The organism is Billgrantia gudaonensis, assembly GCF_900100195.1.
GTDB classification, from domain to species: Bacteria; Pseudomonadota; Gammaproteobacteria; order Pseudomonadales; family Halomonadaceae; genus Halomonas; species Halomonas gudaonensis.
This window is the reverse complement of sequence record NZ_FNES01000003.1, coordinates 137,500-149,594: the sequence shown is the minus strand read 5'-3', so window position 1 is coordinate 149,594 and position 12,095 is coordinate 137,500. Positions and strand designations below refer to the sequence as shown.

Annotated in this window: 9 protein-coding genes; 6 read left to right on the top strand and 3 right to left on the bottom strand. The window is 68.8% G+C overall.

Annotated features, from left to right (window positions below):
• Positions 1-56: 56 nt before the first annotated feature.
• Genes BLP96_RS04670 through BLP96_RS04660 form a run of 3 tightly spaced genes read right to left on the bottom strand, consistent with a single transcriptional unit; the run spans position 57 to position 2,591 of the window.
• Positions 57-731 carry a hypothetical protein gene (locus BLP96_RS04670; RefSeq protein WP_089683631.1) on the bottom strand — a complete coding sequence of 225 codons (675 nt, stop codon included), beginning with the start codon at positions 729-731 and terminating at the stop codon, positions 57-59.
• 7 nt (positions 732-738) lie between these two features.
• On the bottom strand, positions 739-1,674 hold the full coding sequence (locus tag BLP96_RS04665; protein WP_089683629.1) for an aldo/keto reductase: 936 nt from the start codon (positions 1,672-1,674) through the stop codon (positions 739-741).
• A gap of 47 nt (positions 1,675-1,721) precedes the next feature.
• The gene (locus tag BLP96_RS04660; RefSeq protein WP_089683627.1) at positions 1,722-2,591 is read right to left on the bottom strand and encodes a LysR family transcriptional regulator ArgP; all 870 of its coding nucleotides are present in this window, start codon (positions 2,589-2,591) and stop codon (positions 1,722-1,724) included.
• A 117-nt stretch (positions 2,592-2,708) separates the two neighbouring features.
• Here BLP96_RS04660 and BLP96_RS04655 point away from each other — a divergent pair, with 117 nt between their 5' ends.
• The 6 genes from BLP96_RS04655 to BLP96_RS04630 all read left to right on the top strand — a co-directional run bounded on the left by BLP96_RS04655 (position 2,709) and on the right by BLP96_RS04630 (position 12,088).
• Positions 2,709-3,320 (top strand): LysE/ArgO family amino acid transporter, encoded by a 612-nt coding sequence (locus BLP96_RS04655; RefSeq protein ID WP_089683625.1) that lies wholly within the window; start codon positions 2,709-2,711, stop codon positions 3,318-3,320.
• Positions 3,321-3,444: 124 nt separating this feature from the next.
• Positions 3,445-5,391, top strand: coding sequence for an ATP-dependent zinc metalloprotease FtsH (gene ftsH, locus BLP96_RS04650; protein ID WP_218118579.1), 1,947 nt, complete (start codon positions 3,445-3,447; stop codon positions 5,389-5,391).
• A 152-nt stretch (positions 5,392-5,543) separates the two neighbouring features.
• Positions 5,544-5,984: a DUF4399 domain-containing protein gene (locus BLP96_RS04645; protein WP_089683621.1), complete on the top strand. Its 441-nt coding sequence runs from the start codon at positions 5,544-5,546 to the stop codon at positions 5,982-5,984.
• Positions 5,985-6,161: 177 nt separating this feature from the next.
• A complete protein-coding gene (locus tag BLP96_RS04640) occupies positions 6,162-7,850 on the top strand; it encodes a GGDEF domain-containing protein (protein WP_176761460.1) in 1,689 nt (562 codons plus the stop codon).
• 84 nt (positions 7,851-7,934) lie between these two features.
• On the top strand, positions 7,935-9,029 hold the full coding sequence (locus BLP96_RS04635; RefSeq protein WP_089683618.1) for an efflux RND transporter periplasmic adaptor subunit: 1,095 nt from the start codon (positions 7,935-7,937) through the stop codon (positions 9,027-9,029).
• Between the two features lie 2 nt (positions 9,030-9,031).
• Positions 9,032-12,088 (top strand): efflux RND transporter permease subunit, encoded by a 3,057-nt coding sequence (locus BLP96_RS04630; RefSeq protein WP_089683616.1) that lies wholly within the window; start codon positions 9,032-9,034, stop codon positions 12,086-12,088.
• The last annotated feature ends 7 nt before the right edge of the window (positions 12,089-12,095 follow it).

Below are 12,095 nucleotides of genomic sequence, written 5' to 3'. Positions count from 1 at the left end.
GCCCCTTCCTGACGAGACCTCGATCCGACGGGCTCACGACAGGGTGGGTCGCGAGGTCAGGCCGACGTCCGGCGTGGCCAGAATCGCGCCACGCCGGCGAGCAGCACGGCCAGCAGTGGCAGCCAGGCGCCGGGGCTGTCGAGAAGGTGCAGGGTGAGGGCGCTGGCCAGGCACCACAGGGCGGGAATGACCAGCAGGGCCCAGCCCTGCCATGTCGGGCGAATCATGGCTGCCATGCCCAGCGTGGCCATGGCCAGCGGGTCCGGAGCCAGACCGATCACTTCGGCACCGGCCAGCCCGCGGCCGAGCGCCGGTGCGGTCAGGGGGTGCAGGAAGACGGCATAGGCGACCAGCGCCATCCCCAGCCCGCGGGGAAGGGGCCAGCCGGTGGGCAGCGCCAGCCCGCCCCGCCTCAGGCCGAGACCGAGCAGCAGCAGCGCTTCCAGCGCGAACAGCGGCACTACGTAGCGAATGCCCCAGTTGATGGGCGCGTAGCGCTGCCACAGGAAGGCCCAGGCGACGAACGCCCAGGCCGCGGCGAGCAGGACGAGCCCCGCACGAATCCTCACCGGCCGCGGGAAGGCGAGCGCCAGCAGCAGCGCCGCGCCCAGGGCCAGGGCAAGCAGGGGAGCGGGCCACAGCGCTTCGTTGTGCAGCACGAAGAGGCGTTCGTAGACCCGTGGCGAGAACATCAGGAAGTCCTGAGGCCGATAGCTCAACCACTCGCTCATGGCGCCCTCATAGCGTGGCCACGTAGTCGGCCATGCGCCGGCGCAGAGCGGCATCCGGCAACGGCTCGCGGGCGGCAGCGAGGTTTTCGCGCACGTGGTCGACCCGGGTGGTAGCGGGAATGGCGCAGGTCACGTCCGGGTGAGAGACGATGAACTTGAGGATGAACTGTGCCCAGTTGTTTGCCCCGGTCTCGGCCACCCAGTCGGGTAGCGGCTTGTCCTCCAGGCGGCGAATCAGCCGCTTCTGCTGGAAGGGGCGGTTGGCGATCACGCCGATGCCGCGCTCGCGGGCCAGCGGCAGCAGGCGGCGTTCGGCCTCGCGGTCGACGATGTTGTAGGTGAGCTGCACGAAGTCGATCGGCGCCTCGCGCATGATGCGTTCGATGGCCTCGTGGCGCCGACCGTGAGAGGTGGTGATGCCCACGTGGCGAACCTCGCCGGCCTCGCGCATGGCCAGCAGGGTCTCCAGGTGCGCCTCCCAGGCCACCAGGTTGTGCACCTGCAGCAGCTCGAAGCGCGGCACCCCCCAGTGGCGCCGCGACGCCTCGATCTGGCCGGGGCCTTCGTCGGGGTTCGAGGTCCACACCTTGTCGGCGGCGTAGACCGGCCCGACGGCATCGAGCTCGGCGAGGGCGTGGCCGATGGTGGCCTGCGACGAACCGTACATCGGCGAGGAGTCGATGAGTCGTCCGCCTCCCTCGAAGAAAGCTCGCATGACGGCGGTGCACGCCTCGAGCAGCTGCGGGTCGTCGCCGACGTTGAAGGTGATCCAACTGCCCAGCCCCACCAGCGGCAGGCGTAGGTTGCCGGCGGGCAGCTGGCGAGAGGCGATCTCGGCGTGCGCTGCGCGGGTGCCCAGCGGCGGCAGCGCCGAGGCGGCGGCCAGTGCGGCGAGCCCGCCGAGCAGTCGGCGACGCGTCAAGCGGCGGGGTTCCGGGAGCATGGACCTCTCCGATACGGGAACTGTGGGCAGTGTAGACGCTACCGGCATCAGCTCAGTTCCACCGCCTCCAATTGTGTCGTGAGCCCGGCCAGCAGGCTGCCGCTGTGACGCCAGAAGTGCCAGTAGAGCGGTACCTCGAGAACCTCCCCCGGGGCGACGCTGGCCAGCTCTCCCGTTGCTAGCCGCTCTTCCACCTGCATGCGGGGAATCATGCCGTAGCCCAGCCCGGCGCGGGCCAGGCGCAAGAAGCCTTCCGAGGAGGGGCACAGGTGGTAGGGAAAGGGGCCGTGGTAGCCGCAGCGGGCCAGGAAACGGTGCTGCAACTGGTCATGGGGGCCGTAGATGATCGCCGGTGCGTGGCGGAACGCCGCTTCGCCCGGGCCATCGGGGAAGTGACGGTCGATGTAGTCCGGCGTGGCCAGTGGCAGGTAAGTCATCCGCCCCAGGGGGATGCAGCGGGCCCCGGCAATCGGCTGGGGGTTGGCGCACAGGCAGGCTGCGACGTCGCCGTCGCGCAGCCGCTTGAGGCCCACGTCCTGATCCTCGATCACCAGATCGAGGAGCGCCCCGGCCTGGCGGCAGTAGTCGCCGATGGCGGTTGCCCACCAGGTGACGAGGCTGTCGGCGTTGAGCGCGATGCGCAGCCGAGGCGACGCGGTTTCCAGCGTGGGCAGGGCGGTAGACAGATCGCGCTCGAGCAGCCGTACCTGCTGCAGGTGGTTGAGCAGGCGCTGGCCCGCCGGCGTCGGAGCCAGGGTCGGGTGACGAACCAGCACCGGCTGTCCGAGGCGAATCTCCAGCGCCCTGATGCGCTGGGATACGGCCGATTGCGACAGGCCCAGGGCTTCTCCGGCACGCTCGAAGCCGCCGCACTCCATGACCGTGGCCAGCGCTTCCAAGAGCTTGTAGTCGAGCATAAGTAAAACTGATGCAGCATTAGGAGAATGATTTTTCAGTATATCGGCTTCGCGCTAGGCTGGCTTCCTTCGTTCGCACCCGGCGGTGATTCACCCCGGCAATCGGGAGTCAGGCGCATGCTAGAAAGCTTCGTCACCGGATTTCTCGTCAGTGGCGGCATCATCGTCGCCATTGGCGCGCAAAACGCCTACGTACTGGGCCAGGCAGTGCGCCGGCAGCATCACTGGTGGTCGGCCGGACTGTGCATGAGCAGCGACGTGCTGCTGCTGTCGGCGGGCATGTTCGGGGTCGGTGCCTTGCTGCTGACGGCGCCCGAGGCCATGAACGTGCTGCGCTGGCTGGGGGTGATCTTTCTCGCTTGGCTGGCGGGACAGGCGCTGTACCGTGCCGTGCAGGGGCGCGTCGGGCTCGATGCCGCCGCCAGCGATGGGCGTACTCGCCGCCAGGTGCTGCTCGCCACGCTGGCGGTGACGATACTCAACCCCCAGGTCTACCTCGACACCCTGCTGCTGATTCCTTCCGTGGGAGCCCAGCAGGAGAGTGCGGGGCTGTTTCTGGCGGGGGCCGCCAGTGCCTCGGTGACCTGGTTCTCCCTGCTGGCCTGGGGCGGTGCGGCGCTGTCGCCCTGGCTGTCGCGGCCATTGGCCTGGCGAGCCATCGATGGCGTCATCGGCGTGATGATGGCCGCCATCGCCGTGCAGCTGGCCGTCCAGCCGCCCGTGGCATGAAGGGCTGCCGGGGCCAGCCGCTGCGTCGCATTGACTCGGCAGCCGTGCCCTGGGCATGGGTGGCCTTGCAATGCCGAGCGGGTAACATCATGTTCAGTGGAACATGTCCCAAAGCGCTCCCAACATGACGAGATCCGAATCCAGGCAGTCATCCTCCTCTGCGTCTCGCCAATCGGGCGGGTCGCCGTCTCCCGACAAGTGGCAAAAGCCTTCCGGCGAGTCGCCGCAGCGGCAGTTCCTGCTCTTCTTGTGGTTCGCGGTAGGTATCCTGCTGATCTTCCACTACCTCGACGCCGCCGACCGCGACGTGCAGGCGGAACTCACTTATTCCCAGTTCCTGCAGGCGGTGGATGCCGAGCAGATCGAGTCGGTCACTCTGCGCGGCCAGTCGGTGGAGGGGCGCTTCAACGAGGAGGGCCGTGAGGCGCACGACGACGGTGAGGTCGAGACGTTCACGACCACGCGCCCCGACGTCGAGGGTGAGCGGCTGCTGGAGCGCCTGGAAAGTCACGGTATCGAGATCGTCGCCGAGCCGGTGGACCCGCCTTGGTGGCAGCGCGTGCTGATCGGGGCGCTGCCCTGGATCCTCATGCTCGGCCTGCTGTTCTGGTTCTGGAACCGCATGCAGCAGCGCATGATGTCGGGCGGTGGGCCGCTGGGCATGGGCAAGTCCCAGGCGCGTCAGATCACCAGCCAGCAGAGCCGGACGCGGCTCACCGACGTGGCCGGTTCCGAGAACGCCAAGCGCGAGGTCACCGAGGTGGTCGATTTCCTCAAGGAGCCGGAACGCTTCCGCGCCCTGGGGGCGAAGATTCCCCGTGGCGTGCTGATGATGGGACCGCCGGGCACCGGCAAGACGCTGATGGCCAAGGCGGTGGCCGGCGAGGCCGACGTGCCCTTCTTCAGCATCAGCGGCTCGGAATTCATCGAGATGTTCGTCGGGGTGGGCGCATCGCGGGTGCGCGACCTCTTCAAGCAGGCCAAGGAACAGGCGCCTGCGGTGGTGTTCATCGACGAGATCGATTCCATCGGCCGGGCCCGCGGTACCGGCATGGGCGGCGGTCACGACGAGCGCGAACAGACGCTGAACCAGATACTCGCCGAGATGGACGGCTTCGAGGAACACGAGTCGGTGGTGGTGCTGGCTGCCACCAACCGCCCCGACGTGCTCGACCCGGCGCTGCTGCGCCCGGGGCGCTTCGACCGCAAGGTGACGCTGGAGAACCCCCACCGCCAGGCTCGCCGCGACATCCTCGCCGTGCACACCCGCGACATGCCGCTGGCCGACGACGTCGACCTGATGCGCCTGGCCGAGATCACCACCGGCTTTTCCGGGGCGGATCTCGCCAACCTGGCCAACGAGGCGGCGCTGCTCGCCGGGCGGCGCGGCCAGCAGCAGGTCGACTGGGCGTGCTTCTCCGACGCGCGCGACCGGCTGCTGCTCGGCGAGGCCAAGGATGTGGGACTCTCCGAGCGCGAGCGTCACGTCGTCGCCTATCACGAATCGGGTCACGCCCTGCTCGCTTACCTGCTGCCCAATGCCGACCCCTTGGAGAAGGTCACCGTGCTGCCGCGCGGCCGTGCCCTCGGGGTGACCGCCCAGGTGCCCGACGAAGATCGCGTCAACTTCAGCGAGTCCTACCTGCGCGACCGCATCACCGTGATGTACGGCGGGCGGCTGGCCGAGTCGATCGTCTTCGGTGAGGTGTCGAGCGGCGCCGAGAACGATCTCGAACAGGCGACCAAGCTGGCGCGCAACATGGTGGGGCGCTGGGGCATGAACCGCCGTATCGGCCCGGTGATGGCCTCCCACAGTCAGGAGCACGTCTTCCTCGGCCGCGAGATGGCCCAGCCGCGGGACTACAGCGAGGCCCTGGCGGGCCTGGTCGACGAGGAGGTGCGCGAGCTGCTCTCCGGACTCGAGAGCCACGGACGAGCGCTGCTCGAGAAGCACCGCGAGGCGCTCGATGCGCTTGCCGAAGCTCTCGAATCGCGCGAGACCCTCGAGATCGAGGAGATCCGCGAGGTGCTCGAGGGCCATGTCTCGACGTCTCCCGCCTCGTCCTCGTGAGGTCACGGTGACGTTTCTCGCGCGCACCGCGGCAATGCTTGCCGGGGCTTCTACACTGGAGTGGTGGCCGGTTCGCGCCGGCCCACGCTCGCCGGGGCGCAAACGGCTGCCGCCGGGAGACGACGCATCACTCGCGCGAGGGAGGTATCGCCATGAACACGCTGAATGCAAGCCGTCTGGCCGTGGTGGCGGGGGCTCTTCTGTTCGCCATGCCCGCCATGGCAGAGATGGAGCGCCGGGAAGCCGCCGCCGACGCCGAGGTCTATTTCATTTCGCCGGAAGACGGAGCGACGCTGTCGAGCCCGGTGACGGTACGCATGGGGCTCGAGGGTATGGGGGTGGCGCCCGCGGGCACCCAGGCCGAGGGCACGGGCCATCACCACCTGCTGGTGGACACGACCCTGGACGAGGTCGACCTCGATGCGCCGCTGCCCGCGGACGACCATCACCGCCATTTCGGCGGCGGCCAGACGCAGGCCGACGTAGAGCTGGAACCCGGTGAGCACCGCCTGCAGCTGCTGTTCATGGACGAACGCCATGTGAGCTTCGATCCCCCGGTGGCCTCCGAGGCGATCACCATCACCGTCGAATAGGGCGCTGCCCCGGCTCATCCGACTTTGCCCCACGATCGAAGCCAGGCAAACTAGGCGCTTTGGTAGGGGTGACCAATCGCCAATCGATGGGGCTGGGGCATGGTACAGGGTGGTATCGGACCAGTGGTGCGCTGGCGGCGGGGACTTCGTGTCCTTGCGCTGCTGGTGTGCGGGCTGATGCTGTCCGGGTCGGCGGCGCTGGCCCGCGGCGAGGCGCCGATGAGCCTGCGGTTGCTGGAACATGCCGGTGCCTCTCCGCCCGTGACGGACCCCTCGGCCTTGCCGGGTCGTGCGCTGCCGGTCGATGAGCGCTACAGCCTGGGCATCGTCGGAGAGCCGGTCTGGCTGGCGATCACTCTGCCGGCGCTGGATGGCCCGCGGTTCCTGCACCTCGACAACCCGCTGCTGCACGACGTCGTTCTCTACCGCCACCGGCCGGATGGCGCGGCTGCCTGGCAGCCGGTGGCCAGGCATGTCATGCAGCCCCTGATCGGCGAGCCGCAGCCGGCCTGGCGGCCGATCTTCCCGGTGGAGACGCTCGGCACCTACCTGCTCAAGATCGATTCCACCCAGTCGCTGCGCTTCGGGCTGCACCTGCAGACCCCGGAAGTCCTGGAGCGGGATTGGCGCGCCTTCACGCTGGGGCAGGGGCTCTATCTGGGGCTGGTACTGGGGCTGGCGCTCTACAACAGCGTGCTGCTGCTCAGCCTGCGCGATTCCAGCTATTTCTGGTACCTCGGCTTCGTGCTGGGAATCGCCGGCTACTTCATCGGCCAGAAGGGCCTGCTGCACGAAGTGTGGCCGTCGCTGTCCATCGCCACCAACGAGGCACTGATGTTCACGGCCCTGGCGGTGGGCGCCACCAGTGCCTTGCAGTTCTGCCGTCGCTTCTTGCTGATGCCGCGCGAAGATCCGTTCTTGGGTCGCTGCCTGCGCGCCGTGGGCTGGTTCGCGGCGATCGGCATTGCCCTGGCCTGGACTCACCCCGGGCACCCGACGCTGATCTTTTTCTCGCTGTTCGGCACCGCCGTGATGGGGCTGTTCCTGGTGTCCGCCATCCGCGCACTGTGTCGCCGCTTCCGGCCGGCGCGCTGGCTGCTGCTGGCGTGGGGGGCGCTGGTGCTGGGAGCGGCGGTCTTCATCCTGGCCACCTACGGCTGGTTGCCGCATCACTTCCTGACCTATTACGGTTTCCAGCTCGGCTCGGCCATCGAGGTGACCTTGCTTTCGCTGGCGCTGGCTGACCGCATCAGCCTGCTGCGGCGCGAGCGCCAGAGCCTGCTCGACGAACAGGCCCGGCTGCACGGCATGAGCTACACCGATGGGCTCACCGGCCTCAGCAATCGCCGCTACCTGGATGAGTATCTGGCGGTCGCGGCCAAGGCGGCGGTGACCGATGGCAAGCCGCTCAGTCTGGTGATGCTCGATCTCGACCGGTTCAAGGCCTTCAACGACCGCTGGGGGCATCTGGAAGGCGACCGCGCCCTGCAGCACCTGGCAAAGGTGATGCGCGATGCGGTGCGCGACGAGGATACGGTGTGCCGCTACGGGGGCGAGGAGTTCGTGCTGGTCCTGCCGGGGCGCGACGCCGCGCAGGCACTGGATATCGCCGAACGGCTGCGCCTCGAGCTGGCCAGTCGCCCGCTGCGCCTGGAGAGCGGCGACGACGTGATCCTGACCGCGACGCTGGGCGTGGCCAGCCACGTGCCTGGGGAGAGCACCGCGTCGCTGCTCGATCGCGCCGACCAGGCGCTGTATCGCGGCAAGCGAGCGGGGCGCAACCGCGTCGTGCTGGAGCGCGCCGATCCAGGGAACGAGTACGATATCGTCGCGAACGATCGTGCTGCCCGGTCTACGCTGAGATAGGCTCGGCCAGGGTCGCCGAGCACGGCCATCGCCCGATACACTGACGAGCGCATCGCCCTTTCGGGCACCGACAAGGAAGCGTCCATGCCACGTCGTCCCCCCTCTTCCTACCTGCTGGCTGCCGCGCTGCTGGTTGGGCTGCTGCTATGGCTCGCCTTCGGCGATCTGCAGCGCTTCCAGAGCGCCCCGCCGCCGGCCGACAGCGAGCATTCGGCTCCCACGCGAGTGGAGTATCGTGACAGCCGGGCCGAGACCTACACGCCGCAGTTGGTGGCCCAGGGCCAGCTCGAGCCGGTTCGCGAGCTCGAACTGCGCACCCGTCGGGCAGGGCGCGTGGCCGAGCTGCCGGTGGCGCTGGGAGAGCGAGTGGACGCAGGAGAGGTGCTGCTGCGTCTGGCGCCGGACGCCCTCGAGGCGCAGCTGGCGCGGGCCGAAGACGAGCTCGCCCGGGCCCGCGCCGAACTGGCCGGTGCCGAGGAGTTGCAGCGTCGCGAACTGAGCTCGCGGCTCGAACTGCTGCGGTTGCAGGCCGGGGTCAGTGCGGCGGCGGCCGAGGTGGCCGAGCTGCGCGAGGCGCTCGATCAGACGCGCCCGCAGGCGCCCTTTGCCGGCGTGCTCGACCGCCTCGACGTCGAGCGCGGCGAGGTGTTGCAGGTGGGCGAGACCTTCGGGCGGCTGGTGGACGACCGGCAACTGACGGCGAGCGCCTGGGTGGCCCAGCGCGAGGTGCTGGGCCTCGAGCCGGGGCTGGCGGTGGAAGCGCAGCTGCTCGACGGTTCGCGGCTGAGCGGCGAGCTGACGCATGTATCGCGTCGGGCCGATCCGACCACGCGAACCTTCTACCTCGAGGCGACCCTGGACAACGCCGAGCGGCGACGCCTGGCCGGCGGCAGTGCCACCTTGTCGATCACCCGCGAGGCGCGTCGGGTGCATACCCTGTCGTCGGCCCTGCTGGTGCTCGACGATGCCGGGCAGCTCGCCGTGAAGCATCTCGATGGCGACCGCGTGGCGGTTTCGCCCGTCACCCTGGTGGATGCCGATACCGATACGGCGCGCGTCGCCGGGCTGCCCGAGCGGGTACGCCTGATCACCCTGGGTGGCGGCTTCGTCGCGGCGGGCGAACGGGTCGAGGCCGTGGCCGCCGAGAGCGTGGCCGACGGCGGTGAAGGAGCGAATTGAGCATGCGCACCCTGATCGAGGCCGCGCTGGATCGCTCGCGTACCACGCTGCTGCTGATGATGGCGCTGCTGATCGCCGGCATTGCTGCCTGGCAGGTGGTCCCCAAGGAGGCCAATCCCGACGTTCCCATCCCCATGATCTACGTGTCGCTGGCGTTGGAAGGCGTGAGCCCCGAGGATGGCGAGCGGCTGCTGGTGCGTCCCATGGAGCAGGAGCTGCGCACCATCGAGGGAGTGCGCAAGATGACCTCCCAGTCCAGCCAGGGCCACGCCTCGGTGACCCTGGAGTTCGATGCCGGCTTCGATGCGCGCCAGGCGCTCGCCGATGTGCGCGAGAAGGTCGACATCGCCAATGCCGAACTGCCCGAGGAGGCCGAGGAGCCTCGGGTGATAGAGGTCAACGTGGGACTCTTTCCGGTGCTGTCGCTGGGGCTCTCCGGCCCGCTGGAGGAAGCCGAGCGTCTGGCCGTGGCGCGCCGCCTCCAGGATGCCATCGAAAGCATCCCCGAGGTGCTGGAGGTGGAGATCGGCGGCGAGCGCGAGGAACTGCTCGAAGTGGTGGTCGACCCCGTCGTGCTGGAGAGCTACGGCGTCGATTTCGCAGAGCTTTTCGACCTGGTGACGCGCAACAACCGCCTGGTGGCGGCGGGTAGCCTGGATACCGGCGCCGGCCGCGCGCCGGTCAAGGTGCCGGGGGTGATCGAGTCGCTCACCGACGTGTTCGACATGCCGGTCAAGGTCGACGGCGACCGCGTGGTCACCTTCGGCGACGTGGGCTGGATCCGCCCGACCTTCAAGGATCCCGAGGGCTTCGCGCGCATCGATGGCGATCCCGCTCTGGTGCTGGAGATTTCCAAACGTGCCGGCGCCAACCTGATCGCCACCGTGGAGGGCGTGCGCGACGTCCTCGAAGCGGCCGGCGAGCGGCTGCCCGAGGGGCTCGACGTGACCACCATCATGGATCAGTCCGACATGGTGGAACAGATGCTCTCCGAACTGCTCAACAACGTGATCGCTGCCGTGGTGCTGGTGCTGGTGGTGATTCTCGCGGCGATGGGCGTGCGTGCCGCGCTCATGGTGGGGCTGACCATTCCCGGTGCCTTTCTCACCGGCATCCTGCTGATCTGGGCCATCGGTTATACCCTGAACATCGTGGTGCTCTTCGCGCTGATCCTGGTCGCCGGGCTGCTGGTGGACGGGGCCATCGTGGTCAGCGAACTGGCCGACCGCCACCTGCGCGAAGGTCAGGCACCGCGCTTGGCCTGGATCAACGCCGCCCACCGCATGAGTTGGCCGGTGATCGCCTCCACCGCCACCACGCTGGCGGTGTTCGTGCCGTTGCTGTTCTGGCCGGGGGTGGTGGGCGAATTCATGAAGTATCTGCCGGCCACGGTGATTCTCTGCCTGCTCGCCTCACTGGCCATGGCGCTGATCTTCCTGCCGACGCTGGGCGGGCTGCTCACCCGGCGCGTGGCGGAGCCGGTCAGTTCCCAAGCGCTGATCACCGGCGGCGGGCGTCTGTACCGGTCGCTGCTTGCGCGATTGCTGAACCACCCGTGGCTGACGCTCATGCTGTCATTGCTGCTGATGGCGGTGATCTACACCGGCTATGCGCGCTTCAACCACGGCGTGGAGTTCTTTCCCGAGGTCGAGCCGGAAACGGCCCAGGTGCTGGTGCGCGCTCGTGGCGACTTCTCGGCGGTCGAGAAGGATGCCGTGGTGCGGCGGGTGGAGTCGCGGCTGGCCGGGATGAGCGAAGTCGAGGCGCTCTACGCGCGCTCCTACGCCACGCCCAACGAACAGCTCGGCAACGATGTCATCGGCACCGTGCAGTTCCAGCTCATCGACTGGCAGCGGCGCCGTCCGGCAAACCGGATCATGGAGGAGATGGCGGAGCGCACGGCGGACCTGCCGGGGGTGGTACTGGAGTTTCGCGAACAGGAGATGGGCCCGGGGCCGGGCAAGCCGATCCAGCTCGAGGTGAGCGGCGAGGACGAGGCCCGGATCCTGGCCGCCGTCGATGCCCTGCGCGCCGAGATGGAGCGACTCGGGGGCTTTCGCGATATCGAGGACAACCGCAGTCTGCCCGGCGTGGAGTGGCGGCTCAACGTCGACCGCGAGGCGGCGGCGCGCATGGGGGCCGACGTGGCGGCGGTGGGCAATGCCGTGCAGCTGGTCACCACCGGGCTGCAGGTGGCGAGCTATCGACCGGAGCGTGCCCGCGACGAGGTGGACATCCGCGTGCGCCTGCCCGAACGGTGGCGCTCGTTGGACCAGTTGGGCCGGCTGACCCTCAACACCGCACGTGGCCAGGTGCCGATCGGACATTTCGCCGAACTCGAGCCGGCGCCCAAGGTGGGTACCCTGCAGCGCATCGATGGGCGCCGTGCCATCACGCTATCGGCCGATGTCGCTACGGGCTACCAGGCTGGAGAGCGGCTCACGGCACTGCTCGAGGCCGCGGGGTCGGCACCCGAGGGCGTCACGGTCGGGGTGGCCGGCGAGCAGGAAGAGCAGCAGGAGGCCGCAAACTTCCTGATGACGGCCTTCCTCGTCGCCGTCGGGCTGATGGCCCTGATACTGGTGACCCAGTTCAACAGCCTCTATCAGGCGGCGCTGGTGCTTTCGGCCATCGTCCTCTCAACGGCAGGGGTGCTGTTGGGGCTGCTGCTCAACGGCCAGCCCTTCGGCATCGTCATGGTGGGCATGGGCATCATCGCCCTGGCGGGGATCGTGGTGAACAACAACATCGTGTTGATCGATACCTACAACCAGCTTCGCGACGAGGGGCTTCCCCCACGCGAAGCGGCGCTGGAAGCCGGCGGGCTGCGCCTGCGCCCGGTGCTGCTCACCGCCGTGACCACGGTGCTGGGCTTGATGCCGATGGTGTTCGGCGTCAACGTCAACCTGCTCGAGCCCAGCCTGGGCTTCGGTGCGCCGTCCACCCAGTGGTGGACGCAGCTCTCCAGCGCCATCGCCGGCGGGCTGACCTTCGCCACCGGCCTGACGCTGCTGCTCACCCCCTGCCTGCTGGTGCTGCGGATCGGGCGCGCCCGCTGAACCGTCC